The organism is Amycolatopsis sp. NPDC101161 (assembly GCF_044768185.1).
Classification (GTDB): Bacteria; Actinomycetota; Actinomycetes; order Mycobacteriales; family Pseudonocardiaceae; genus Amycolatopsis.
Window position 1 is genome coordinate 727,139 of sequence record NZ_JBIWPI010000004.1, and the last position, 25,130, is coordinate 752,268.

Below are 25,130 nucleotides of genomic sequence, written 5' to 3' on the forward strand. Positions count from 1 at the left end.
CCGGCGCACTTCGCCGGGGTTCCGCAAGGGTGCTTGACGCCGGTTCGCGCGGACGATTCGGTACGGGGGTGACCGAGTACGTCGAACGCCTGCCCGTGCCGCGGCTGGCGCCCTTCGTGCGGACGGTCTGGTTCCAGCGCACCGGCGACGAGCCGTACGTCCAGCGGCACCTGCCGACCGGCGGCGTCGAGCTGCACTTCCCCCTCGGCGGCCGCCCCCGGTTGCTCGGCCCGCTGACCGCGGCCCGGCTCGAGGTCATCCCGGCCCGCACGACGCTCGTCGGCGTCCGGTTCCACCCGGGTGCCGCGCCACCGCTGCCGGTGCCCCTCGACGAGCTGGTCGACCAGCACGTCGACCTCGAGGACGACCGCTTGGCCGAAGCGGTGGCCGCGGCCGGCTCCCCGGAGCGCGCCCTCGAGGTCCTCCAGGCCCGGTTGCCCCGGAACGCGGTGGATCCGCTGGTGGCCGCGGCCGTGCGGGCGCTGATGCCGTGGCGCCCGGTCGACATCGACACCCTGGCCGGCCGGCTCGCGCTCTCCCCCAGCCAGCTGCGCCGCCGCTGCCTGCAGGCGGTGGGCGTGGCGCCGAAGGTGCTCCAGCGGACGCTGCGGTTCCAGGGTTTCCTCGCGCTGGCCCAGGCGGGCGCGGGCGGCCCGGCCGGGCTCGCCGCCGACGCCGGGTACGCCGATCAGGCCCACCTCGGCCGGGAGTGCCTCCGGCTGACCGGGCTCACGCCGCGGGCGTTGCTCGGCGGCAGCGTCGAGGAGTGCGCGTGCGGCCACGACCACTCGGCGTCCTACCTGCCGTTCCTGCGCGATTCGTTCAAGAAACCGCGGTTCGGCGTCCCTAGCCTGGCGCGATGATCCTCGTCACCGGCGGGCTCGGCATGATCGGCGCCCACACCGCCCGCGCGCTGCTGCACCTCGGCCACGACGTCGTCGTGACGGCCCACCGCCGAGCCGAAGTCCCGTCGTTCCTAGAGGGGCGGGTCACGGTCGAACAGCTCGACGTCACCGACCGCGAGGCGTTCCTCGCGCTCGGTTCGCGCCACGACATCAGCGACATCGTCCACCTGGCCGGCAGCATCCCCGGCGACGACCCGGTGGACTTCTTCCGCACGGACCTGACGGGTCTGCTGAACGCCCTCGACGCGGCCCGGACGTGGGGTGTCCGCCGGTTCGCCGTCGCGAGCAGCCTCGGGGTGTACATCGGCCGTCCCGAGATCCCGTGGACCGAGGAGCTGGCCCTGCCGACGGCGTCCCTGCCGCACTTGATCATCGCGTTCAAGAAGGCGGTCGAGCCGCTGACGACGCACAGCCTCGCCGGGAGTGGTGTCCAGCCGGTGGTGCTGCGGATCGGGACGATCTGGGGTCCGCTGGTGGATCCGCAGTCACCGTTCTGCCCGATCCCGTCGCTGGTCAACACGGGAACCTCGCACATGCACGCCGACGACGGCGGCGACGTCTGCTACGCCCCGGACGCGGGCCGCGCGATCGCCCTGCTGACGACGGCGTCTTCCCTGAACCACGACACGTACAACGTCTCGAGCGGCCGCCCGTTCACGTACGGCGAGTTCGCGTCGGCTCTCGACCTGACCCTCCCGCCGGGTGGCGCGAACGGCCCGTACCTCGACATCTCGCGGCTCACGGAGGACACCGGCTTCAAGCCGGAGTTCGACGTCCCGGCCTCGGTGGCCGACTACCTCAAGTGGCGCGAGGACAACCCCCGCTGAAACGAGCGAAGGCCGCCCCGGCGAACCGGGGCGGCCTTCGTCACGCAGAACCTCAGGAGCGGCGGGCCCGCTTCGCCTTGCGCGGCGGCGGCAGGGCACCTTCCGCACGGAGCCGCGCGGCGTGCTCGGCCAGCGCGTCCACCAGGTGCGGCACGTCCGCCTTCTCCGGCTGGACGTCGACCCGGAGCCCGAACTCCACCGCGGTCTCGGCGGTCTTCGGGCCGATGCACGCGACCAGCGTGCGGGTGTGCGGCTTGCCGGCGATGCCGACCAGGTTCCGCACGGTCGAGGACGAGGTGAAGCAGACCGCGTCGAAGCCGCCGGTCTTGATCATCTCGCGGGTCTCGGCGGGCGGCGGGGCGGCCCGGACGGTCCGGTAGGCCGTCACGTCGTCGATCTCCCAGCCGCGGTCGCGCAGGCCGGCCGACAGCGTCTCGGTGGCGATGTCCGCCCGCGGCAGCAGCACGCGGTCGACCGGGTCCAGCACGTCGTCGTACGGCGGGAACTCGGCCAGCAGACCCTCGGACGACTGCTCGCCCGACGGCACCAGCTCGGGGATGATGCCGAACGAGCGCACCTTCGCCGCGGTCGATTCGCCGACGCAGGCGATCTTCACGCCGGAGAACGCGCGGGCGTCCAAGCCGAACTCCTCGAACTTCTCCCACACCGCGCGGACCGCGTTGGTGGAGGTGAAGACGATCCACTGGTAGCGGCCGTCGACCAGGCCCTTGACCGAGCGCTCCATCTGCGCCGGGCTGCGGGGCGGCTCGACCGAGATGGTCGGCACCTCGTGCGACGTCGCGCCGTGGCCGCGCAGGCGCTCGGCCATCTCACCGGCCTGCTCCTTGGTGCGCGGCACCAGGACCTTCCAGCCGTAGAGCGCGCGCGACTCCCACCACGACAGCTTCGAGCGGTGCCCGGCGGCCTGGCCGATCGTGACGATCAGCGGCCCGACGAGCTCGCCCGCGTCGTTGGCGACCTTCTCGAGCGTGGTGTCGAGGGTGCGCTGGGTGTTGATGGTGCCGTTCGCGGTGACCGCGACCGGGGTCGACGCCGGGACGCCGTTGCCGGTCAGCGCCGACGCGGCCTCGGCCAGGTGCGCCGACGTCGCGTGCAGCACCAGCGGGCCCGGCGAGGCGGCCAGGGCCGCCCAGTCGACGTCGCCGCGGACGTCGACCTCGGTGTGCGTGCCGCCCAGCGCGACGCCCGCGTATGCCGGGACGGCCGCGCCCGGCGAGACGCCCGGGATGACGTCGAACACGGCGCTCGTGCGCGCGACCGCCTGCACCTCGGCCACCACGGCCGGGGTGGTCAGCGGGTCGCCCGCCACCAGGCGCAGCACGAGCCGGCCGGCCTTGGCCTCGGCGGTGAGGTCCTTGGCGACCTCGGCGGCCTCGCCGACGGCGGGCCGGACCTCGGCGCCCTCGGCGGCCATGGCCAGCACCGCCTGCGGCACGTCGGGGTCGGTCACCACGACCTCGGCCTTGGTCAGCAGCTCCTGGGCACGGACCGTGAGCAGGCCGGCGTCGCCGGGGCCGGAGCCCACGAACGCTACGCGCCCGGTGGTCTTTCGCGCGGGGGTCATCTGTGCGTTTCTCCTCTTGCGGCGGCCGTGCGGGATCGCACGGACGCAGGTCTCCTACACGTCTCTTCGAAGCGCTCGCGAGAGCGCTATTGAGCAGGGCCGGAGAAGACTCCGGCACCCAGGTCCAGCAGCTCGGCGGCCAGGTCCTTGCCCAGCTGGGCGGCCTGGTCCTTGTCGGCCAGCGCGGAGGCCCGGACCATGTCCACCGCGCCGTTCTCGCCTTCGGCCGCGGCGGTGCCGCGCAGCGAGATCCGTTCCACGACCTTGCCCTCGGCGTCGAGATCTTCGACGATCTCGGCGAGCGCGCCCACCGGCGCGCTGCACCCCGCCTCGAGCGCGGCCAGCAGGGCCCGCTCGGCCGTCACCGCGACCCGCGTGCCCTCGTCGTCCACTGTGGACGCGAGCAGCTGCTCGATGTCCACGTCGGCGGACCGGCACTCCACCGCCAGCGCGCCCTGGGCGGGCGCGGGCAGCATCTGGATCGGGTCGAGGGTCTCGGTGATCGCCTCGACCAGTCCGACCCTGGCCAGTCCGGCACGCGCGAGCACCACGGCATCGAGCTCGCCGTCGGTCACCTTGCGCATGCGGGTGTCGATATTGCCGCGAATCGGCACGATTTCCAAACCGAGACCCAGCGCGCGCAGCTGCGCGGTGCGCCGGGCGGCGCCGGTGCCCACCGTCGAGCCCGGCGGCAGCTCGCCCAAAGTCAGCCCGTCGCGCGCGATCAGCGCGTCCCGCGGGTCTTCGCGCGGCGGCACGGCGGCGAGCGTGATGCCCGGCTCCGGCGCGGTCGGCAGGTCCTTGTAGGAGTGGACGATGACGTCGACCTCGTTGCGCAGCAAGGCTTCCCGCAGCGCGGAGGTGAAGACGCCGACGCCGATCGTCGCGATCGGCGCCATCGACTTGTCACCGGGGGTGGTCACCGTGACGATCTCGACCTCGACGCCGGTGGCGCGCAGGGCGTCGGCGACGGTCCCGGTCTGGGTGAGCGCGAGCTTCGAACCGCGCGTACCCATGCGAATGACTCTGGTCACTGCTACTTCTTCTCTGGTGGGGGCTTCGGGCTCGCCACCGCGGCGGGTGCCTGCGGGTCGAGGCAGAACAGTTCTCGCAACGCGTTCGCGTAGTCGGTCTCGGCCGTCTCGGCGGCCAGCTGCTTGACGCGCACCGTCGGCGCGTGCAGCAGCTTGTCGACCACCCGGCGGACCGTGCGGCCGACCTCTTCGCGGACCGCGCCGTCCAGTTCGGGCAGGCGGTTGTCCAGCCGGAGCAGCTCGGCGTCGACGACCTCGGCCGCGCGGCGGCGCAAGGCCGTCACCGTCGGGGTCACCTCGGCGCTGCGCTGCCCGGCGAGGTAGTCGCGGACCTCGTCGAGGACGATCCCGGTCGCCTTGGCCGTCTGGCGCTCGGTGGTCGGGGTGCCGGCTTCGCGCATCCGGCGCTGGATGGTGGCCAGGTCGACGACCCGCACGCCGGTGAGCTCGCCGACCGCGGGGTCGACGTCGCGGGGCAGGCCGAGGTCGCAGACGACCAGGGCGCGGCCGCCGCGGGGCAGCACGTGCTCCGGCCCGAAGACGGCGTCCTGCGCGCCGGTGCAGCAGATCACGACGTCGGCGTCGCGCACGGCGTCGGCGACCCCGGACAGCGGGATCGCGCGGGCCGGGACGCCCTGCTCGGTGACGTTCGCGGCCAGGCGGCGGGCGCGGGCGTCGGTCCGGTTGGCGACGGTGATCTCGCCGATCCCGGCCTTGCGCAGCTGCGACGCGCTCAGCGCGCCCATCGAGCCGGCGCCGACGATGACGGCGTGCTTGCCGGCGAGGTCCCCGGCCGCGGCGAGCGCTTCGGACACGACCGACGCGCCGAGCTGGTCGAGCCCGGTCTCGGTGTGCACGCGCTTGCCGACGCGCAGGGTGGTCTGGATCAGCTCGTGCAGCGTGCGGCCGACGGTGCCGGCCTCGCGCGCGGTGGCGTAGGCGGACCGGATCTGGCCGAGGATCTGCGTCTCGCCGACGACCATCGAGTCCAGGCCCGAGGTGACCGAGAAGAGGTGCTCGACCGCGGCGCCGGCGTAGTGCACGTACAGGCTGTCGTAGAGCTCGGCGGGTTCCATCCCGGCCTGGCGGGACAGCACTTCGGAGACGTCGTTGAGGCCGCCGTGGAAGGTCTCGACGACCGCGTAGACCTCGATCCGGTTGCACGTCGAGACGAGCATGACCTCACTGACGTGCTCGGCCTGCTGCAGCTCGTCGAGCACCTTGCCGATCTCGGGCGCGGGGATCGCGACGCGCTCCAGCGTGCTCAGCTCCGCGCTCCGGTGCGAAAGACCGACCGCCAAGACGCTCATGAGCGCACCACCACTTCCCGTCCGCTGTCCGGACCCGAACCGTTCCGGCCGCCCTTCCCATTCTCGGACGGCAGACCCGCACCGGGTAATCCGGAATTGCCCTGATTACCGGCGGCGTCGTCCGCGCGGCGGGCCACATGGAACGAGAGTATCTGCAGCTCTACGGCCAAATCCACTTTGCGGACCTCGATGTGAGCAGGAACCTGCAGCACGACCGGGGCGAAGTTGAGGATGCACTGGACACCGCCCGCGACCAGGCGGTCACACACCGATTGCGCGGCGGTCGGCGGGGTCGCGATCACGCCGATGGAGATACCGCGCTCGGCGCAGATCCGCGGGATGTCGTCCATGTGCGACACCGGGAGGCCGCCGACGGGCACGCCGATCAGGTCCGCGTCCAGGTCGAACAGGGCCTCGACCGGGAAACCGCGCCCCGGGAAGCCGCCGTAGTTGGCCAGCGCGTGGCCCAGGTTGCCGATCCCGACCACGGCCACCTTGTGCTGCCGGGTCAGGCCCAGGATGCGTTCGATCTGGCTGACCAGGACGCTGACCTCGTAGCCGACGCCGCGGGTGCCGTAGGAACCCAGGTACGAGAGGTCTTTGCGCAATTTCGCGGAATTGACTCCAGCTGCCTGCGAGAGTTCTTCGCTCGAAACGGTCGTCGCGCCCTGTTCCGACATTCCGGACAACACGCGGAGGTAGACGGCGAGGCGGGCGACCGCGGCTTCCGGAATCGACTTCGCCCGGACGGCTTCGGGGGCATCCCCGTTGCGCTCGGCCGGGACCGCCGGCATTTCGGCGGTGGGGGCGTTGTCGGCGTCCGGGGTGGCTTGCCGGCGGGGCCGTCGCGGCGCCCGGCCCGGGGAGTCCGCCGCGTCGCGCCTCCCCCGCTGTGTCACCACGCCGTCGTCTCCTGCCCGCTGTTCGAAATGAAGCTGTGCACCCGGCGGCCATCGCCACGGCCGTTCCGAACTGTGTCTTGACCCAGGGCGCGGGGTCCGGTTCGATGCGGACCGCCCGGGGGCGATGGTCCTACGGTAGACCACTTGTGAACGCGCGCACAAAGTCACTGGTCGGAGGCGGTTCCCGGCGCCTGCGACGGGCCGCGCGATCATGACACCGCGTCAGAATCCTTGCCGGGCAACGCACTTCGGGCGGTCCCCTCGCGTCGAGGCGTCCGGCCGCGGATCTTCACCGCGCGGCGAACGGGCCGTCGGAGGCGGTGAACGGCTCCGCCGCGCCGGTCGCGGTCAGCTCGCGTCGAGGCTCACCGAGTGCCAGCCGGTCGCGCCGTCCGGGACGGGGTCGGCGCGGTTCTCCGTCTGCGTGTAGCCGTCCTGGTCGGTCGCCCGGACGGACGCCTGGTGCGTCCCCTTCGGCACGTCCAGCTCGATCCACCACATGCGCCAGGTGTCCTTGCTCACCTCGGCTGACAGCACCGCCGGCTGCCACGGGCCCTGGTCCAGCCGGACCTCGACCTTCGCGATGCCGGTGTGCTGCGCCCACGCCGTGCCGGCCAGCCGGACCTTGCCCGCCGAAACGCGCGCGAAGCCGCTCGGGGTGTCGATCCGGGACTCCGTCTTGATCGGCCCCTGCTCGGCCCAGCCGCGGCTGAGCCAGTACGCCTGCCGGTCGTCCCACTTCGTGAACTCCAGCGACTGGACCCACTTCGTCGCGGACACGTACCCGTACAACCCGGGGATCACGATCCGCGCCGGGAAGCCGTGCTCGATGGGCAGCGGCTCGCCGTTCATGCCGATCGCCAGCATCGCGCCGCGCTGGGGGTCGAGCGCGACGTTAGCCGGGGTGCCGCACGTCCAGCCGTCGACGCTGGTGGCGAACATCTGCTCGGCGCCGGGGTGCACGCCCGCCTCGTCGAGCAGGTCGACGAGGTCGACGCCGAGCCAGGTGGCGTTCGAGATCAGCGGTCCGCCGACCTCGTTGGACACGCACGTCAGCGTGACGCGCCGCTCGACCAGCGGCCGGTTGCGGATGTCGGCGTAGGAGAAGGTCACCTCGCGGTCGACCATCCCGTGGATCTTCAGGCTCCAGTCCTCGGTCCGGATCTGCGGGACGACCAGCGCGGTGTCGATGCGGTAGAAGTCGCCGTTCGGCGTGATGAACGGCGGGGAGCCGAGCTTCGCGAAGTCGGCGTCCGCGGGCAGCGGCGGCGCGGTCCGGGCGGGGGCGAGCGGCCCGACGGCGGCCCGGGAGTCCTCGGCGTTCTTGCTGGTCCCGGCCACCTGCCCGACGACGGCGGCGACGCCCGAACCGGCGACGACCCCGACGCCGGCCCGGAGGAACTTGCGGCGGTCGAACCCGCGGTCGTGGACGACGTCCACGGGCAGCGCGAGCCGGTGCAGCCAGGTGAACACGGCGAGCCCGGCGACGAGCGCGGCCACCGGCGCGAGCAGCGAGACCTGCCCGAGGTCGCTGCGAGCGTAGACGGCGGCGACGCCGGCGGCGCCGAGCAGGAAGACGAGGATCTGCCCGGCGCGGGGCGTCCGGCGCGAGAGCTGCCCGGCCAGCAGCGCGAGCAGCACGAGCACGACGGCCAGCCCGATCTTGAGGACCGGCTTGTCCCAGGTGCCCAGCGTCCGCTCGGCCCACTTCACGATCGCGGTCGGGCTGTGGTCGATGACGTAGTTGGCGACCGCGATGAACGGCGAAGCGGTGTAGCCGACGAAGCCGGCGACGAGGTGCCCGACGCCGAGGGCGGCCGCCAGCGCGAGCAGCCCGATGAGGGTCGCGACGGGCAGCGAAAGCCGCCGGGGCGCTTCGGGCGGCGCTTCCTGCAGAGTGCTCACGCCTCCATCTTCGGAGCACTCGCTCCGGATGGCTGCCCGATGTGGCTTACGGACGTGTTACGGCTTCAGGCGAGGGCCTTCCGCAGCCGGTCCTCCTCGACGCGCCAGTACCCGTGCTCGGCGCCGTCGACCAGGATCACCGGGACGCGGTCGCCGTACTCCGCGCGCCACTCCGGGTCCGTGTCGACGTCCTCCGCGCGCCAGGGAACCCCCAGCTCGCCGCAGATCCGGGCGACCTCCGTCTCCGCGACCTCGCAGAGGTGGCAACCGTCGCGGCCCATGACCGTCACTTCGTGCGCCATGCCGTCCTTACTACCGCAACCGCATCCGGCGGAGCTTGCCGGTCGCCGAGTGGGGCAGCGACTCGGCGAACTCGACCGCGTGCGGCACCTTGTACCCCGCGAGGTGGGCCGCGCAGTGGTCGACGACCTGCTGCTCCGACAGCGACGCCCCGGCCACCGGCACCACGAACGCCTTGACCGCTTCGCCGCTTCGCTCGTCCACGACCCCGACGACCGCGGCCTCCGCCACCTCGGGCAGCTGCCCGATGACCTCCTCCACCTCGCGCGGGAAGACGTTGAAGCCGTTGACGATGATCAGGTCGTTGGCCCGGTCGACCAGGTGCAGGTCGCCGTCGACGTCGAGGTAGCCGACGTCGCCGGTGCGGAACCAGCCTTCCTCGTCCGGCCCGTGGCCGCCGTCGGGCCAGTAGCCGGAGAACAGGTTGGCGCCGCGGATCGAGACCAGCCCGGTCTCGCCCTCGGCCTCGAAGACGTCGTCGACGTCGTCCGGGTCGAGCGGCACGGCTTGGTCGGTGCCGTCGCTGTCGACCAGGCGCAGCTCGACGCCGGGCAGCGGCCGCCCGACCGAACCGGGCTTCGGGTAGCCGGTGACCAGCGTCGACGTCACCACCGGCGCGCACTCGGTGAGCCCGTAGCCCTCGAAGACGTCCAGGCCGGTGGCCTCGCGGATCGCGCCCAGCACCTTCGGGTGCAGCGGCGCGGCACCCGACGTCATCCGCCGGACGGTGGTCAGCTTCCCGCGCAGCTCGTCGGTGCCGAGTGCGGCGAACTCGGTGTACATCGTCGGGACGCCGGTGATCGTCGTGACGCCGTGCTCGGCGCAGTCGTCCAGCGTGCGCTGGGCTTCGAAGCGCTCCGACAGGACCGCGGTCGCGCCGACGGCGACCGCGTGCAGCAGGCCGGGGCCGAGGCCGTAGACGTGGAAGAGCGGGATGGTGATCAGGACGCGGTCGTCGTGCTCCAGCGCGCCCTCGACCTGGCCGATCTGCGCCAGGTTCGCCAGCAGCGCGCGGTGCGAGAGCATCACGCCGCGCGGCGGGCCGGTGGTGCCCGAGGTGTAGGAAACGACGGCGATGTCCTCCCCAGTCCGGCCCGCATCGACGGATTCGACTGCTCCATCCGGGTCGGATTCCGGAGTGAGACCGGTCACGCCGTCCGGCAGCTCCGCGTCGGCGTCGCGGCTGATGACAACCTTGGCACCGCTGTGCTCGAGGAGCTTCTCGAGCTCGGGTCGCGGCGCCTGCGGCGACAGCGGCACGACGATCGCGCCGGCGCGCAACGCGCCGAAGAACGCGACCACGAAGTCCACCGACGTCGGCAGCCGCAGCGCGACCCGGTCGCCGGGCTCGACGCCCGCGCCCGCGAGCCGCCCGGCCTGCGCCTGGACGGCCGCCTCGACCTGGCGGTACGTCAGGCCGCGCCCGGTGCCGGTTTCCCGGACGGCGGGGTGGTCCGGCCACGTCGCCGCGGCCCGCGTGAGCAGCCCGCCGACCCCCGACTGCGTCCCCTCTGGAGCACTCACCCGCGATCCACCTCTCCTCGCCCGGCCCAAACCGTTGCAAGTCTGTCATTCGGAGCGACGTCATGGGTGCTGACCGCGAGCGTCGCGTCTGCACAACCCCGGAGCCACTACCTACTTCGCGGTAACTACACGTATGCTGCACTGCGTCGTGGGGGTGGCGGTGATCACCACCACGACCGGAGAGAGGGAGTCGCCGTGACGAACTTGCTTGCCCACGAAGTCGTGGGGCACGCGAGCCGGCAGGCCCCTGCTCGCCGCAGTTCCGGGGGTACCGTGGCCCGCTGGGCCAGCTTCGCCGCCGGAGGTGCCGCCCGATGACCGTGCCGACCGCCGTGAGCCGTGGGCCCGTCTTCATGTTCGCCGAGCGCGTCTTCGGGCGCTCGGCGTCCGTGCCGATGAGCAGGCAGGCGGCCGACGAAGAACGCGCCGAGGCGGCCAAGGCCGAGGCCTGGGACCTGGTGCGCGCCGCGCAGGACGGCGACTCCTCCGCGTTCGGCCGGCTCTACGACCGCTACGTCGACGTCGTCTACCGGTACGTGCTCTTCCGGCTCGGCGACCGCGACCTGGCCGAGGACGTCACCAGCGAGACGTTCCTGCGCGCGCTGCGCCGGATCACGTCGGTGAGCTACCAGGGCCGTGACGTCGGCGCCTGGTTCGTCACCATCGCCCGCAACCTCGTGCTCGACCACGTGAAGTCGAGCCGGTTCCGCCTGGAGGTCGTCACCGACGAGGTGACCGAGCCGGGCTCGGCGCCGTTCAGCGTCGGCGCGAGCGTCCAGGTGGGTCCCGAGCAGGAGGCGATCAGCCGCGCGACGCGCACCGAGTTGCTCCGCTGCGTCGCCGAACTGGGCGATGACCAGCGGGAATGCATCATCCTGCGGTTCCTGCAGGGCCTGTCGGTGGCGGAGACGGCGCAGATCATGAACCGCAACGAGGGCGCGATCAAGGCGCTCCAGCACCGCGCGGTACGCCGTTTGGCACAACTCCTGCCCACCGGATTGCGCTGATCCCGCGAACTTTTCTGCCCGTCGACCGAAACCGGTAACCCTGACGGCTTCTTAATCGTTACTCCAGCCAGACCGGTGTCAGGACCGGCCACAGGCCCGAGATGGAGCAGCGCAGTGAGGTTTGCGCGTGAGCGAGCCGAGATCGACCGGTTCGCGCGTGCCCTGGAGCCGTCCCCGGTACGCCGGGACGGCGAGTTCGCCGACGAGCTGGCGCTCGTCGGTGCCTTGCGCGAGCTCGGGGCGGCCGGGGCCCCGGACCTGGAAACCCGGCAGCGGATCCGCGCGGAGATCGCGGGCCGCCTGGAGACGGCGGCGGCCACCCCGCGTCGGAGGTGGCGGCCGCGGACCGCCGACCTGGTGGCCGCCGCGCTCTTCCTCTTCCTCGTCCTCTCCGGGTTGACGCTGGTGCTCTCCCGCAACGCGCTGCCGGGCGACCCGCTCTACGGCGTCAAGCGCGCCGGGGAGTCGACGGCGCTGAGCCTGACCTTCGGCGACGAGGCCAAGGCCCGCAAGCACTTGGAGTTCGCGACCAACCGCGTCACCGAGCTGAGCGAGCTGGCCTCGGAAGGCGCGAGCGAAGCCGACTACCGGACGGCGTACAACGACTTCGCGGCCGACCTCAAGGCCGGCGTCGCCCAGATGGCGGCCGTGGCGACCAGCGACGCCGGCGGCGCGCAGGCGCTGTCCGACGTCCGGCTGTGGGCCCGCAACCAGCAAGGCCGGCTCGCGGCGCTCCCGGCCGGCTCGGCCCCGGTGTTCGAAGAGGTCCGCGACCTGCTCGGCAAGGTCCAGGAGCGCACGAGCGGCCTGGCCGCGCGGCTGAACTGCTACCGCATCACCACCGGGACGTCGGACGACCTGGGCCTGATCCCGGCGACCGGCGAGTGCACGCAGCGGCCGGCGCCGTCCTCGGGCGGCGAGCCGACGTCGGCCTCGCCCCAGTCGTCGGCCGAGAGCACCGCGCCGGTGCCGACGGGCACGCAGCTGCCGCCGTCCAACGCCGCGTCGACGCCGGGCCTGCCCGCACCGACCGGCGGGGTCACGCCGCCGCCCGTGTACGGCCAGGTGCCGACGACGACCCCGCCGCGGCCCCCGGTGACCTCGACCACGCCCCCGCCTCCGCTCATTTCGGTCCCGCCGCTGCTCCCGGGCCTGCCGCCGATCGTGATCGGCTGAGGTCCGGGCCACACCTGCGACGCCGCCGTGGGCGGCTCGCTACGCTGTGCGAAGGAGACGTGGAGGCGGTGTGCGTGTCAGCTTGGCGTGGCAGGGATAAGAGTCAGGAGCTGGAACGGCTCGCCGCGCTCGCGGGCGAGGCGTCGGCCGAGGCCGCCCACGCCCGCGTGGTCTCCGAAGCCGCCGAGCCCCCCGCCCCGCCCGCACCGCCGGACCTGACCGCGGCCGCGTTCTTCGACGTCGACAACACGATGATGATGGGCGCGTCGATCTTCTACTTCGCGCGCGGGCTGGCGGCACGCAAGTTCTTCACGTCGTCGGACCTGGCCGGATTCGTCTGGGGCCAGATCAAGTTCCGCCTCGGCGGCCGCGAGAACAAAGAGGACATCAAGACCCACCGCGAGCGCGCACTGTCCTTTGTGGCCGGACGCACGGTGGCCGAGCTGACGTCGATCAGCGAAGAGATCTACGACGAGCTGATGGCGGACAAGATCTGGTCCGGCACGCGCGCGCTGGCCCAGATGCACTTGGACGCGGGTCAGCGCGTCTGGCTGGTGACGGCGACCCCGATCGAGCTGGCGGCGATCATCTCCCGCCGGCTGGGCTTGACCGGCGCGCTCGGGACGGTGGCCGAGACCCGCGACGGTGTGTACACGGGCCGCCTGGTCGGCGACCTGCTCCACGGCCGCGCGAAGGCGCACGCGGTGCGGGCCCTGGCGTCCCGCGAGGGCCTGAACCTCAAGCGCTGCACGGCGTATTCGGACTCGGCCAACGACATCCCGATGCTGTCCGCGGTGGGCACGGCGGTGGCGGTCAACCCGGACGGCGGCCTGCGCGACGTCGCCCGGGCGCGCGGCTGGGAGATCCGCGACTTCCGGACGGGCCGGAAGGCCGCGAAGATCGGCGTGCCGTCGGTGCTGGGCGCGGGCGCGCTGGCCGGCGCCGTGGCGGCGGGGATGGCCTACCGCCGCCGCTGAGGCGTCCGCCCGTCAGCCGCGGAAGACCGACTTCCGCTGGGAAAGCCGCTGGTACAACGTCTGCTGGATCGACTCCCGCACCTGGTCGGTCAGCTGGAACACCAGCATCGGGTCCTCGACCGCCTCCGGCTCGAACTCGTCGGTGCGGATCGGTGTCCCGAACTCGATGCTCCACTTCGTCGGCAGCGGGATCGCGCCCAGCAGGCCGAACATCGGGAAGAACGGCGTCACCGGGAAGTACGGCAGCCCGAGCATCCGCGCCAGAACCTTGATGTCGCCCAGCTTCGGGTAGATCTCCTCCGCGCCGATCACCGACACCGGGATGATCGGGACGCCCGCGCGCAGGGCCGCCGACACGAACCCGCCGCGGCCGAAGCGCTGCAGCTTGTAGCGGGACGAGAACGGCTTGCCGACGCCCTTGAACCCCTCGGGCCAGACGCCGACCAGCTCGCCGCCGCGCAGGAGGCGTTCCGCGTCCGCGTTGCAGGCCAGCGTCTGGCCGGACTTGCGGGCGAACGACCCCACCAGCGGCACCTGGAACACCAGGTCCGCGCCGAGGCCGCGCAGGTGCCGGCCGCCGGTTTCGTCGTGGACGGCGACCGCCGTCATCAGCGAGTCGAGCGGCAACGTGCCGGAGTGGTTGGACACCAGCAGCGCGCCGCCGGATGTCGGCAGGTTCTCGACGCCGTACGTGTCGACGCGGAACCACTTCTTGTACAGCGCGCGCAGCGGCGGCAGGAACACCGCGTCGGTCAACTCGGCGTCGAAGCCGAACTCGTCGACGGTGTAGTCGCCGGTCAGCCGGTCGCGGATGAAGCCGAGCGCCGAGCGCGCGGCGTCGGACAGCGGCTCGGGAGCCTCTCCCCGCTCGGCGCCGGGGAAGGCGACGACCGGGGCGTCCACTCGCGCGGCTCCGCCGTCACGGAGGTCGCGTTCGGTTTCCGGCTTTTCCCGGCCCGGTCCGTGCAGGGGGATGACCTGCGCCTCGGCACCGCCCACCGTCTCCGCCTCGCTTCCGAAGTCGTCCAAGTCGTGCGGTCTGCTCATCGGCTCTGTCCCGTCGCAGCTGCGACAAGCACCTTTCCGGCCAAGCCCGCCAGCTTCCCGCCGTCGAGCACCGGCCTCAAGCCGCGTCCGGCGATGTAGTCGTCGAACGCCTCACGCGTCGTCCACCGCGGGGTGTAGCCGAACTCTTCCTTCAGCTTGGTGATGTCGACGACCCGGCCGAAGTTCAGCAGCCGGACCTGGTCGGCCGAGAAGTCGACCACGCGCGCCCCGCGCAAGACCTTGCCGACCGACGGCACCACGCTCCGCGGCATCGGCAGCTCGACCCGGCCCGCTCGCCGAATCGCCTGCGAGAGCGTGAGTACCCCCTCCGAGCCCACGTTGAACACGCCGGGTTTGTCGGTCAGGGTCGCGCGTTCCAGCACGGACAGCGCGTCCGAGGAGTGCAGCAGCTGGATCCGGGCGTCGAAGCCGAAGACCGTCGGCACGACCGGCAGCGCGAAGTAGCGCGAAAGGACGGTGTCGGTCTCGGGACCGATGATGTTGGCGAAGCGGAACAACGTCGTGGTGATGTCGGGCCGGCGCCGCACCAGGCCGCGCACGTACCCCTCCATTTCGACGGCGTCCTTCGCGTACCCGCTGGACGACGTCGGGATCAGCTCGGAGTCCTCGGTGAACACCGCCTGCGAGCGGGCGCCGGCGCCGTAGACCGCCGCCGTCGACTTGACCACCAGCTTCTTGACCAGCGGCGAGCGCTGGCACGCGGCGAGCAGCCGCATGGTGCCGATGACGTTGACTTCCTTGATCGCGGTGCGGCGCCCCGGCCCGGCGGGGTGCGCGGTGCACGACGCGTGCACGACCGTGTCCACTTCGGCCGTGCTGATCACCTTGGCGATCAGCGGGTTCCGGATGTCCGCGCGGACGAACTCGGCGTGGCCCATGCGCTGCAGCACCGTCTTGTCCGGCGCCACCGTGTCGACGCCGATGACCCGCTCGAAATCGGGGTTGTTGCCCAGCCGGGCGAGCAGTTTCCCGCCCAGTTCGCCGGCGACCCCGGTGACGAGCACGATGTTCGACGGCATGCGACTCCCTGCGGCGTAGGGCGTGGTGGGGGTGGACGATCACCCGGTGTGCGCGGGCCTGCACTCACTGGAAGCATCGCGCGGACGCCCTTGAGATGTTACCGCTCATCAGTGGTAGCTCCGGGGTGTCTTACGTGCTATTAACCGCCGTTCCCCGGAAAGCGACGAACGCCTCACTCGAACGGGGGGAACCGGCCCACCACATGGACGTGGCCCGTCCAGAGACTGGACGGGCCACGGCTGCGCACGGCTGGGTCTTACTTGCCGGCCTTACGACGCTGCACTCGCGTGCGGCGAAGCAGCTTGCGGTGCTTCTTCTTCGACATGCGCTTGCGGCGCTTCTTGATCACAGAGCCCATGGGCGCTCCTTAGGTCGTCGTCGGTCACGCTGCCCGGCGCAGCGTCCAACGGGTGGAGCGCACAGGCACGAGCGGTTTTCCAGGTTACCCGGCACCCGGTGCGGGCCGGTCGGCGGGCACGTCGTAGCGCGACGTGCCGCCGGCCGCGACGGGGATCAACCCACGTCGTAGTAAGCGCCCTGGAGGTACTCGTGCACTGCTTTTTCCGGCACCCGGAAGGACTTCCCGACCCTGACGGCGGGCAGCTCACCCGAGTGCACGAGACGGTAGACGGTCATCTTGGAGACCCGCATCAGCGTGGCCACCTCGGCGACCGTCAGGAACTGGACCTGCCCGACAGCCGGCAGATCCTCCTTCTTGTTCGGCGACATGTTTACCGCGTCCTTCGACACGTGTCGCGCCACGAGGCTTCCCCACCTGTGGTATCGACACGCACGTGCTCTATCGAGAGTAGCGGGACTGGTGGGACTAATGCGACGCCTGTCACCGAGATGGGCTCCTACCTGCGCTAACGCACAGCCACCCGCGCGTGCAAGACCGCAGGAATCGCCCATTACGGCGAATCCGGGCGCCCGGTCCCCGGTTCGAGGGGCAGCCGCAGCGCCCGGACGGTGAACGAAACGGCGTGGTACCACCCGCAGACGAGCAGCAGGTCGAGTACGCCGTCCCGGCCGACGGCGTCTTCCAGCGCCGCCCAGGTGTCGTCGGCGAGATCGTAGGTGGCGTGGAGTTCGTCGACGGCTTCGAGGACCGCGCGGTCGCCCGCGTCCCAGCACTCGTCGGCCGGGCTGCCGGTGGCGAGCGAACGGATTTGCACCGCGTCGAGGCCGGCCTTCTCGGCGAAGGTGACGATGTGGACGCCCCACTCGTAGTCGGCCCCGCAGAGCGCGGTCGTCCGGTCGATGACCAGCTCACGCTGCCGGACGGTCAGCGCCGACCGCCGCGAGAAGTAGTACCGCCCCCAGTCCGCGACACCCCTGGCCAGCTCCGGCCGGCGGGCCCAGACGCGGAAGAGCGCGATCGGCGGCCCGAGCCGGTCGAGCACTTCGGCCGTCCCGACGTCGAACGGCGGCTCGAGGGGCGCGATCCGCGGCTGCTTCGATTTCAGAGGCATACCCGGCACGCTAACATCGGCGCTTCGGAAAGGAAAGCAATGACGACGCCTCTACCCGGCCACCCGGTCCGCGGTTCGACGACGGGCCGCCCGATCATGGCGCTGCTCGACCTGCTCGGCCGGCGGTGGACGCTGCGGATCCTCTGGGAGCTGCGCGACTCGGCTCTGACGTTCCGCGCGCTCCAGCAGCGTTGCGACGGGGTGTCCTCCAGCGTGCTGGCCACGCGGCTGCGCGAACTGGGCGAGGCCGACCTGGTCGGGAACGCCGAGGGCTACTCGCTCACCGAGCAGGGCCGTTCGTTGTTCGGGACGCTGGTCCAGCTCGACGCCTGGGCGGCGGACTGGCGGCCGCGTCAGCCTTCGTGAGCCTTGCCCAGCTCGACCGACCGGTCCTTGGCCGCCTCGATGGCCGCCAGCATGGCCGCGCGGACGCCGTGCTTCTCCAGCTCGCGGATGGCGTTGATGGTCGTCCCGGCGGGCGACGTCACGGCCTCGCGCAGCAGCACCGGGTGCTCCTCGGACTCGGCGAGCATCTTCGCCGCCCCGACGGCCGACTGGATGATCAGCTGCCCGGCCAGCGCACGCGGCAGGCCGAGCAGGATGCCGGCGTCGATCATGGCCTCGACCAGGTAGAAGAAGTACGCCGGGCCGGAGCCCGACAACGCCGTCACGGCGTCCTGCTGCGCCTCGGGCACCTCGACGACCTGGCCGACGTGCGAGAGCAGGTCGCGCACGACCGCCAGGTGCTCGGCGGTGGCGTGCCGGCCGGCCGAGATGGCGCTCATGGCCTCGTTGACCAGCATCGGCGTGTTCGGCATGACCCGGACGACCGGGACGCCCTCGGCGAGCCGGCGCTCGTACAGCGAGGTGGGCAGGCCCGCGCACAGCGAGACGACGAGCGAGTTCGGGCCGAGCAGCGGCGCCAGCTCGTCGAGCACGGGGTCGATGTCCTGCGGCTTCACGGCGACGACCAGGACATCGGCGTGCTTGGCGGCTTCCTCCACCTCGACGCCGCGGACGCCGTAGCGCGCGGTGAGCTCTTCGACGCGCGCCGGGTACCGCTCGGTGAAGAGCAGGTCGCCCGGCTCGTGGCCGCCGTGCAGCAGCCCCGAGAGCAACGCCTCGCCGATCTTTCCCGCACCCAGCACCGCGATGACCGTCATGGCGTAAAGCGTGCCAAACGTGCCTCAGGCGCCCGGTGCCGGGGCGAGCCCCAGCTGCCGGGCCTGGCACACCAGCCGCCCCTGGGAGTCCACCACCGTGGCGTCCGAGTCGAACCACGACTCGTGCACCGAGCGGGACTCCACCACCACCCGCAGCCACCCCGGCGCCGGCCGGGTCCGCAGCAGCGCCGTCAGCTGGACCGTCGGCGCCCAGCCGATGCGGCCGAGGTTCATCACCACCGGCGGGTTCACGTCGGACGCCAGCAACGTGAAGTACGGGTCGACCAGCCCGTGGCGCGGCCGGACCCACAGCCGCATCCGGGGCGGCTCGCCCGTGCGCCCGGCCAGGTACCCCGCCGTCGCCGGGTCGAGGCGGACCTCGCAGCCCTTGGCCAGGTTGAACGGGCCCTCCGTGCTCTCCGCCATCGCGAGCGCGCCCGGGGACGGCTCGGCGGGCATCGACGGCACGTCCGTCCACTCCGGCCGGCGCATCGGCAGCCGGCCGGTCGTCACGCGCGCCTCCACGCAGCTGCGGCCGCGCTGCTCCAGCCGGACCTCGACGACCGTCGCGCGGCGGCCGACCTTGCGGACGTCCGTGCGCAGCAGCACCGGGCCCAGCGCGGGCGCGTGCAGGAACTCCGCGCTGACCACCAGCGGCTCCGCGTGCGGCTCACCGCGCTCGTGGAGGGCGGCGATCGCCGCTTTGGCCAGCAGGGCCAGCAGGAAACCCCCGTGCGGGTGCGAGCCGATGGCCCACTCCGCACGCAGCACCGCGGTGAAGGTGCCGTCCCCCAGCGACCGCGCCGCACTCGCCGTCTCGAAGGACACGGCGGTGCCGTCCGTTCCACTCACGAACGCGCCGTGCCAATGGGCAAATCCGGGCAGGTGACGATCAGCGAGCGCGACGGTTTCACGGTCCGAACTTTACGTGTTCGATCCGGGTAAATGGACCCGGGAGTAGTCGTGTCCGTGGTGAACGTGCGCAATTACTGCCCGAGGTGGAAACGCGCGAACAGCAATGCCTCCGCGAGATCACGGACCCGCTCGGCGCCGGTGGCGGCGTGCCGGGTGTTGATCTCCAGCACGATCTGCCCGGCGAAACCGCTGCTGACCAGCTTCTCCAGCAGTTCGGTGCAGGGCTGGCCACCCCGCCCGGGCACCAGGTGCTCGTCCTTCGGGACGCCGGTGCCGTCCGCCAGATGGACGTGCGAGAGGCCTTCGCCCATCCGCTCGGCGAGCGCGAGGGCGTCCATCCGGGCTGCCGCTGTGTGGGACAGGTCGAGCGTGTAGTGCCGGAAACCGACGTCCGTAGGGTCGATCGACGGCCGGAACGCGGAGACGCGCGAATTCTTCGAACCGCCGGGCGGGCGCACCTTGAACATGTTCTCGACGGCGATTTCGATCCCGCTGGACTCCTCCAGCTCGTCGACGAGATCACCGAAGGCGTCGCCGTAGCGGCGTTGCCACCGGAACGGCGGGTGGACGACCACGGTCCGCGCGCCGAGCTCCTGCGCGGCCTCGACGGACATCCGCAGCCGCACGACCGGATCGGGCGACCAGATCCGCTGGGTGATCAGCAGCGACGGCGAGTGGATCGACAGCACGGGCACCCCGGTCCGGCGCGACCACCGGCGCAGGGCGCTGATGTCCTGGCTGACCGCGTCGGCCCAGACCATGACCTCGACGCCGTCGTAGCCGAGCTCGGCGGCCAGCTCGAAGGCGGTCCCGGCCTTGAGGGGCCACACGGACGCCGTGCTGAGCCCGACGGGGACCGGCTTCTCGTCTGTCACGCGCGCCATCCTGCCTCGTCACCGAGGGTGTGGAGCAGGGGCACACGCGGAAGGGGACGCGGATCTCACCGCGTCCCCCGCGCGTCAGCGGCCGACGAGCAGCAACGCCGCCGGCGAGACCGTCACGACCAGGCCGACCAGCACCGCCAGCACGGTCGTCTGCAGGTCCTCGGCGCGGCGGATCTTCCGCACGATCCAGACCAGCGCGACCACCACCAGCAACGCGGCGACCAGCGCGGCGGCCGGGATGTTCACCCACAGCCAGTTGAAGCCCAGCCACACGGCCGCGCCGCCGACGACGCCCAGCGCCAGCTGGCCGGCCAGGGCCAGCCACGCCTTGCCGGGCGAGGTCGCCGGCTCCGGCTCCGCGACCGGCTCCGGGACGTCGTCGTACTCGTCGTCCTCGTAGCCGTCGGCCTGCTCGTAGCCGTAGTCGTCCTGCTCGAAGTCCGGGCCGCCGTCGGGGTAGCCGTCGGCGAACTCGCGCTCGTAGGGCGCCAGGTCGTCCGGGATCGGCGCCCGCGACGCGCGGTCGCCGGGCGCGAACGGCATCGGCGGCGGGTACGCGCCCGTCGGCGGGCCGGCGTCGTACGCGGCCTGGTAGCCGCTGCCCTCCGGCGCGAAGCCGTCCGGCTCGAAGTCGTCCTCGGGGTAGCCGTCGTCCGGGGTCTCGCCGGGCACCACCGGCATGACGCCGATCTCGGTGTCCTCCAGCTGCTCCTTCTGCCGGCGCTTGCGCCAGTTCGCGAGCCCGCCCGGCGACGACGGCTCGTCGGGCTTCGCCGGCGGGGCGGGCGGCGGCGGGGGCTGCTCGTGCCGGACCGCGTCGAACTGCTCGGTGTAGGCCTCCTGCTGCGGCTGCGGACGGCGCGCCGGGCCCCGGCGCGGGCGCCCGGGCGCGGCCGGCGGTGTCGAGAAGGTCCCGCTGGCCATCGGGGGCGGCGGGGCGTCGACGTCGGCGTCCGGGGTGCCGTTGAGGCCGTCGAGCCGGGCCGAGAGCGGCCCGCCGGGCGGCGGCGTCGGCAGCTGCTGGGACGGCTGCGGCGGCGGGACCGGCAGCTGCTGCGACGGCGGCGCGGGACGGCGCCGGACCGGCGGGACGGCCCGGGTCTCCTCGGCGGCCGGCGGCGTCGGCAGCTGCTGGGACGGCTGCGGCGGCGGGGTGGGCAGCTGCTGCGACGGCTGCGGGGGCGGCGGCTGGCGCCGCGGCGCGCGCGGCGGCACGGGCAGCTGCGCCGACTCCTGCGGGCGCGAGAACTGCCCGGACTCCTGCGGCGGCCGGGTGAACTGGGTCGGCTCCTGCTGCGGCGGGCGCGCGTACTGGCCGGACTCGGCGCCGCCGGGCGCGGGCCGGGCCGGCGGGGGCGGCGGGACCGGCCGCGGCAGCGGCTGGGAGTCCTGCGGGACCGCGCGGGGCGCGGGCGGCGGCGCAGCGGGCGGCTCGGCGCGACGCCGTCCGGTGGGCCGGTTCGGCGGGGGCGGCGTGCCCTCCGACGCGACCCGGTCGATGATCGCCTGCGGGCCGGTGTCGCCCACGCCGGGACGGCGGTGCGAACCGGTCGGCCCCGGGGTCTCCGGGGTGGCCGGCTCGTCGTCGTCATCGGCCGCGCGCCGACGGCGACGGCGGTTGCCGTCGACCTGGGCACCGTGCTGGGCGAGCAGCTCGGCCACGGTCTTCTGCGGCTGGTCGCCTCCGGTCTGGTCCGTCATACCTGGTCGTCCCCCGCGCGCACCGAGTTGTCGCTGGTGGCACCTCGAGAGCGGGTTCCCGACGGCACCCCGGCGGCGCCGCGCGCGCTGTACGCCGACCTCTGCATGTCCGTCACCTCTCCACCGTGCCCGTTGTCCGTCCGGGAAGTCCAGCCGCGTGCTTTCACCGGTCCTCCTGTGCGCCGAAGCGCCCCACGAGGGCGGCTCCAGTCTCATCCGCGCCGTTCGAATGGTCCAGCCGCCGCAGGATCACGCCCTCTCGCAGAGCCCACGGGCAGATCTCGAGTTCCGCCAAACCGAGCGCCCGCATGGTGGCCTGCGCGACGAGCGCGCCCGCCACCAGCTGGTGCGACCGGCTCGAGCTGACTCCCTCGAGCTGGGCCAGATCGGCCGACGTCATCCGCGAGATGAAGGCCAGGAGCTGGCGCAACGCGGTATCCGTGAGCGTACGTCGCACGCGCGGGCCCGCCGCCGAGGGGGCGGCGCCGGTCAGCCGCGCGAGCGACCGGAACGTCTTCGACGTCGCGACGACGCGGTCGGGTTCACCCCATTTGGTGACCTTCCGCGCGAGCTCGGTGAGCTGGTCGTCCAGCCACGCCGACGTCGCGACGAGCTCCGAGCGCGACGGCGGGTCGTGCTTGAAGCGCGTGCGCGTGGTGCGGCCCGCGCCGAGGGGCAGCGACTCGGCCAGCACGGGCTCTTCGTCGCGGCCCATGGCGATCTCCAGCGAGCCGCCGCCGATGTCGAGCACGAGCAGCTGGCCGGCCGACCAGCCGTACCACCGCCGGACGGCGAGGAAGGTCAGCCGGGCCTCATCGGTCCCGGAGAGGACCTGCAGGTCGACGCCGGTCTTGTCGGCGACGCGGGCCAGCACCTTGGCGGAGTTCTTCGCTTCGCGGACGGCGGACGTGGCGAACGCCATGACTTCCTGGCAGCCGAGCCGCGCGGCGGCGTCCTTCGCGGATTCGACCGCGGTCACGAGGTCGTCGGCCCCGGCCTTGCTGAGCTCCCCACCGGGGGTGAGCTGCTCGGCCAGGCGCAGCACGGACTTTTCGGAATGCATCGGCGTCGGGTGGGCGCCACGGTGGGCGTCGACCACGAGCAGGTGGACGGTGTTGGAACCGACGTCGAGTACCCCTAGGCGCACGGGGGTCCAGGGTACCGGCCCCGGCGCCAGGTCTCGAACTTGTAACCGAAAACACTCGGTGCGGTACCACCCCGGCGCGCCTCCCGGCTGCCGCGGGGCCGCCCGGAATGCCGGTTACGTCTCGAGTTGCCAGCCCGGCCGGCCCTCTTCAGCGGCCGGACCGGGCCGCCCTCAACGCCGCGAAGGGCGCCCACGCCACCGAAGTCGCGAGAACGCCCTTCCCGGACAAACCCGGCCTACGTCTCGAACTTGTACCCCAGCCCACGCACGGTCACCAAGTGCCGCGGCGAGCCCGGGTCCGGCTCGATCTTCGACCGAAGCCGCTTCACGTGGACGTCCAGCGTCTTCGTGTCGCCCACGTAGTCCGCGCCCCACACCCGGTCGATCAGCTGCCCGCGGGTCAGCACCCGGCCGACGTTGCGCAGCAGGTACTCCAGCAGGTCGAACTCCTTGAGCGGCAGCGACACCTCGGCGCCGTCGACCGTCACCACGTGCCGCTCGACGTCCATCCGGACCGGGCCCGCCGACAGCACCAGCGGGGCCAGCTCGCCGTCCGTGCCCGGCTCGCCGCCGCGGCGCAGCACCGCCCGGACGCGCGCGATCAGCTCACGCGCCGAGTACGGCTTCGTCACGTAGTCGTCCGCGCCGAGCTCCAGGCCGACGACCTTGTCGATCTCGCTGTCGCGCGCCGTCACCATGATCACCGGCACGGCCGAGCGCTGGCGCAGCTGCTTGCAGACGTCGGTGCCGCTCATCCCCGGCAGCATCAGGTCGAGCAGCACGATGTCGGCGCCGTTGCGGTCGAACTCCTCCAGCGCGGCCTGGCCCGTCCCGGCGACGGCCGCGGTGAACCCTTCCTTGCGCAGCAGGAAGGCGAGGGGGTCGGCGAACGACTCCTCGTCCTCGACGATGAGAACCCTGGTCACAGGTTTCCTCCATGATCTGGGCTGTCCTGCCCGGTAACCACGAGCCTCGGGGTGCGCTCGGGGGTCTTCTCCTGCCGAGGTGCCGGCGAGGTCTTGGCGGCCCGCGCCGGCTCCGCGGCCGGCTCGGGGCGGACGTGCGCGGGGATGCGCAGCGTGAACGTCGAGCCGGTGCCCGGCCGGCTCCACAGCCCGACCGAGCCGCCGTGGTTGGCCGCGACGTGCTTGACGATCGCCAGGCCCAGCCCGGTGCCGCCGGTGGCGCGCGAGCGGGCCTTGTCGGCGCGGTAGAAGCGCTCGAACACGCGCTGCTGCTCGTCCTCGGCGATGCCGATGCCGCGGTCGGTGACGGCGATCTCGACCATCCCGTCGGCGAGCCGCCGGCTGATCGAGACCGGGCTGCCGGCCGGCGAGTACGCGACGGCGTTCTCCAGCAGGTTCGACAGCGCGGTGACCAGCAGCGTCCGGTCGCCTTCGATGAGCAGGCCGCTGGGGGTGTCGGTGGTGATCCGGATGTCGGCCGACTCGGCCGAAAGTGTCGTCCGGCCGAGCGCCTCGCGGACGACGGCGTCGACCTCGACGACGTTGAGGTCCGGCAGCCGCTCGGCGCCCTGCAGCCGCGACAGCGCGATGAGCTCGGTGACGAGCTGGCCCAGACGGGTGGACTCGCGGAGGATCTTGCCGCCGAAGCGGCGGACCTCCTCGACGTCCTCGGCGGCGTCGAGCACGGCCTCGGTGAGCAGCGCGATCGCGCCGACCGGGGTCTTGAGCTCGTGGCTGACGTTGGCGACGAAGTCGCGGCGGACGGCCTCCAGCCGGATGGCCTCGGAGTGGTCGACGGCCTCGACGACGGTGAAGCCGTCGCCGAGCGGCCGGACCTGGCCGAGCACCGCCTCGGGCTGGCGGCCGCGCGCTTCGATGGGCGAAAGGTCGATCTCCATCGGCTCGTCGGTCTCGACGACCTGCTCGGCGGCCCGGCGGGCCCGCGGGTCGGCCTGGTTCACCCGCACCAGGCCCAGCTCGTAGGCGCGCGGGTTGTGCAGCACCATGTCGCCGAACTTGTTGAGGACGACGACGCCGTTGTGGGACGACCGGACCAGCCGTTCGAGGAGCTCCGCGACGGTCGGGCCCGGCGGCCGGGCCTCTTCGCGGCGGCTTCGCGCCCGGGCGAGGAGGTAGCCGACCACCGCACCGGCCACCAGTGCCCCGATGGCCAGTGCGAGGGAAACAGGCGTGGTCACAGGCCGATCGTAAGCTGAGAAGTGGCCCTTCGGCCTAGCGTTGTCCGCCTAGTCGTGAGCACCGCGACACCTGGCGATGACATGTTCGCCGGTGCTTCAGCCCGCGTTCACCCGATCGATTCCCCGGCGAGACATTCCGGGTGA

The 25,130-nt window shown here is 72.6% G+C and carries 25 protein-coding genes; 6 read left to right on the top strand and 19 right to left on the bottom strand.

The features are described 5' to 3' along the window. The first annotated feature begins 68 nt into the window (after positions 1-68). The gene (locus ACIRSS_RS31075; RefSeq protein ID WP_400901004.1) at positions 69-863 is read left to right on the top strand and encodes a DUF6597 domain-containing transcriptional factor; all 795 of its coding nucleotides are present in this window, start codon (positions 69-71) and stop codon (positions 861-863) included. After that, positions 860-1,732, top strand: a complete 873-nt coding sequence (locus ACIRSS_RS31080) for an NAD-dependent epimerase/dehydratase family protein (RefSeq protein WP_400901006.1) — start codon at positions 860-862, stop codon at positions 1,730-1,732. The genes ACIRSS_RS31075 and ACIRSS_RS31080 overlap by 4 nt, the downstream gene beginning before the upstream one ends. A 52-nt stretch (positions 1,733-1,784) precedes the next feature. Here the strand turns inward: ACIRSS_RS31080 and ACIRSS_RS31085 are convergent, their stop codons facing one another. The 7 genes from ACIRSS_RS31085 to ACIRSS_RS31115 form a co-directional block, all read right to left on the bottom strand. After that, positions 1,785-3,317, bottom strand: a complete 1,533-nt coding sequence (locus ACIRSS_RS31085; protein WP_400901008.1) for a uroporphyrinogen-III synthase — start codon at positions 3,315-3,317, stop codon at positions 1,785-1,787. Between the two features lie 86 nt (positions 3,318-3,403). Continuing rightward, positions 3,404-4,333 carry a hydroxymethylbilane synthase gene (gene hemC, locus ACIRSS_RS31090; RefSeq protein ID WP_400901010.1) on the bottom strand — a complete coding sequence of 310 codons (930 nt, stop codon included), beginning with the start codon at positions 4,331-4,333 and terminating at the stop codon, positions 3,404-3,406. Between the two features lie 20 nt (positions 4,334-4,353). Next, on the bottom strand, positions 4,354-5,661 hold the full coding sequence (locus tag ACIRSS_RS31095; protein ID WP_400901012.1) for a glutamyl-tRNA reductase: 1,308 nt from the start codon (positions 5,659-5,661) through the stop codon (positions 4,354-4,356). Further along, a complete protein-coding gene (locus ACIRSS_RS31100) occupies positions 5,658-6,563 on the bottom strand; it encodes a redox-sensing transcriptional repressor Rex (RefSeq protein ID WP_400901014.1) in 906 nt (301 codons plus the stop codon). Before ACIRSS_RS31100 ends, ACIRSS_RS31095 begins: the two co-directional genes overlap by 4 nt. Before the next feature lie 348 nt (positions 6,564-6,911). Next, a complete protein-coding gene (locus tag ACIRSS_RS31105) occupies positions 6,912-8,468 on the bottom strand; it encodes a molybdopterin-dependent oxidoreductase (protein WP_400901016.1) in 1,557 nt (518 codons plus the stop codon). A gap of 65 nt (positions 8,469-8,533) precedes the next feature. Next, positions 8,534-8,770, bottom strand: a complete 237-nt coding sequence (locus tag ACIRSS_RS31110; protein WP_400901018.1) for a glutaredoxin family protein — start codon at positions 8,768-8,770, stop codon at positions 8,534-8,536. A gap of 10 nt (positions 8,771-8,780) precedes the next feature. After that, positions 8,781-10,292, bottom strand: a complete 1,512-nt coding sequence (locus tag ACIRSS_RS31115; RefSeq protein ID WP_400901020.1) for a long-chain fatty acid--CoA ligase — start codon at positions 10,290-10,292, stop codon at positions 8,781-8,783. Positions 10,293-10,606: 314 nt separating this feature from the next. Between ACIRSS_RS31115 and ACIRSS_RS31120 the strand changes: the two genes are divergently transcribed. The 3 genes from ACIRSS_RS31120 to ACIRSS_RS31130 all read left to right on the top strand — a co-directional run bounded on the left by ACIRSS_RS31120 (position 10,607) and on the right by ACIRSS_RS31130 (position 13,452). Continuing rightward, positions 10,607-11,299: a sigma-70 family RNA polymerase sigma factor gene (locus ACIRSS_RS31120; protein ID WP_400901022.1), complete on the top strand. Its 693-nt coding sequence runs from the start codon at positions 10,607-10,609 to the stop codon at positions 11,297-11,299. A gap of 114 nt (positions 11,300-11,413) precedes the next feature. Continuing rightward, positions 11,414-12,475 carry a DUF5667 domain-containing protein gene (locus ACIRSS_RS31125; RefSeq protein WP_400901024.1) on the top strand — a complete coding sequence of 354 codons (1,062 nt, stop codon included), beginning with the start codon at positions 11,414-11,416 and terminating at the stop codon, positions 12,473-12,475. 74 nt (positions 12,476-12,549) lie between these two features. After that, complete coding sequence (locus tag ACIRSS_RS31130) at positions 12,550-13,452, top strand: HAD family hydrolase (protein ID WP_369904172.1); 903 nt, start codon at positions 12,550-12,552, stop codon at positions 13,450-13,452. A 12-nt stretch (positions 13,453-13,464) separates the two neighbouring features. Here the strand turns inward: ACIRSS_RS31130 and ACIRSS_RS31135 are convergent, their stop codons facing one another. The 5 genes from ACIRSS_RS31135 to ACIRSS_RS31155 all read right to left on the bottom strand — a co-directional run bounded on the left by ACIRSS_RS31135 (position 13,465) and on the right by ACIRSS_RS31155 (position 17,012). Next, the gene (locus ACIRSS_RS31135; protein WP_400901026.1) at positions 13,465-14,499 is read right to left on the bottom strand and encodes a lysophospholipid acyltransferase family protein; all 1,035 of its coding nucleotides are present in this window, start codon (positions 14,497-14,499) and stop codon (positions 13,465-13,467) included. After that, positions 14,496-15,539 (bottom strand): NAD-dependent epimerase/dehydratase family protein, encoded by a 1,044-nt coding sequence (locus tag ACIRSS_RS31140; RefSeq protein WP_400901028.1) that lies wholly within the window; start codon positions 15,537-15,539, stop codon positions 14,496-14,498. Before ACIRSS_RS31140 ends, ACIRSS_RS31135 begins: the two co-directional genes overlap by 4 nt. A gap of 257 nt (positions 15,540-15,796) precedes the next feature. Continuing rightward, positions 15,797-15,898 carry a 30S ribosomal protein bS22 gene (locus tag ACIRSS_RS31145; protein WP_007030867.1) on the bottom strand — a complete coding sequence of 34 codons (102 nt, stop codon included), beginning with the start codon at positions 15,896-15,898 and terminating at the stop codon, positions 15,797-15,799. A 155-nt stretch (positions 15,899-16,053) separates the two neighbouring features. Further along, a complete protein-coding gene (locus ACIRSS_RS31150; RefSeq protein WP_013222402.1) occupies positions 16,054-16,269 on the bottom strand; it encodes a helix-turn-helix domain-containing protein in 216 nt (71 codons plus the stop codon). A gap of 182 nt (positions 16,270-16,451) precedes the next feature. After that, positions 16,452-17,012: a carboxymuconolactone decarboxylase family protein gene (locus tag ACIRSS_RS31155; protein ID WP_400901030.1), complete on the bottom strand. Its 561-nt coding sequence runs from the start codon at positions 17,010-17,012 to the stop codon at positions 16,452-16,454. 39 nt (positions 17,013-17,051) lie between these two features. Between ACIRSS_RS31155 and ACIRSS_RS31160 the strand changes: the two genes are divergently transcribed. Next, positions 17,052-17,378, top strand: coding sequence for a winged helix-turn-helix transcriptional regulator (locus ACIRSS_RS31160; protein WP_400901032.1), 327 nt, complete (start codon positions 17,052-17,054; stop codon positions 17,376-17,378). On the opposite strand, the gene proC is transcribed toward ACIRSS_RS31160, so the two are convergent. The 7 genes from proC to ACIRSS_RS31195 form a co-directional block, all read right to left on the bottom strand. Next, positions 17,366-18,175, bottom strand: a complete 810-nt coding sequence (gene proC / locus ACIRSS_RS31165) for a pyrroline-5-carboxylate reductase (RefSeq protein ID WP_400901034.1) — start codon at positions 18,173-18,175, stop codon at positions 17,366-17,368. The genes ACIRSS_RS31160 and proC overlap by 13 nt on opposite strands. Positions 18,176-18,199: 24 nt before the next feature. Next, positions 18,200-19,027 carry a thioesterase family protein gene (locus tag ACIRSS_RS31170; protein ID WP_400901036.1) on the bottom strand — a complete coding sequence of 276 codons (828 nt, stop codon included), beginning with the start codon at positions 19,025-19,027 and terminating at the stop codon, positions 18,200-18,202. 134 nt (positions 19,028-19,161) lie between these two features. Beyond that, positions 19,162-19,974, bottom strand: a complete 813-nt coding sequence (locus ACIRSS_RS31175; RefSeq protein ID WP_400901038.1) for a sugar phosphate isomerase/epimerase family protein — start codon at positions 19,972-19,974, stop codon at positions 19,162-19,164. A 75-nt stretch (positions 19,975-20,049) separates the two neighbouring features. Beyond that, the gene (locus tag ACIRSS_RS31180) at positions 20,050-21,675 is read right to left on the bottom strand and encodes a hypothetical protein (RefSeq protein ID WP_400901040.1); all 1,626 of its coding nucleotides are present in this window, start codon (positions 21,673-21,675) and stop codon (positions 20,050-20,052) included. Positions 21,676-21,838: 163 nt separating this feature from the next. Beyond that, positions 21,839-22,822 (bottom strand): hypothetical protein, encoded by a 984-nt coding sequence (locus ACIRSS_RS31185; RefSeq protein ID WP_400901042.1) that lies wholly within the window; start codon positions 22,820-22,822, stop codon positions 21,839-21,841. Positions 22,823-23,058: 236 nt separating this feature from the next. Beyond that, positions 23,059-23,748, bottom strand: coding sequence for a response regulator transcription factor (locus ACIRSS_RS31190; protein ID WP_086680214.1), 690 nt, complete (start codon positions 23,746-23,748; stop codon positions 23,059-23,061). Then, the gene (locus ACIRSS_RS31195; protein ID WP_400901044.1) at positions 23,745-24,986 is read right to left on the bottom strand and encodes a sensor histidine kinase; all 1,242 of its coding nucleotides are present in this window, start codon (positions 24,984-24,986) and stop codon (positions 23,745-23,747) included. The genes ACIRSS_RS31190 and ACIRSS_RS31195 overlap by 4 nt, the downstream gene beginning before the upstream one ends. Between the last annotated feature and the right edge of the window lie 144 nt (positions 24,987-25,130).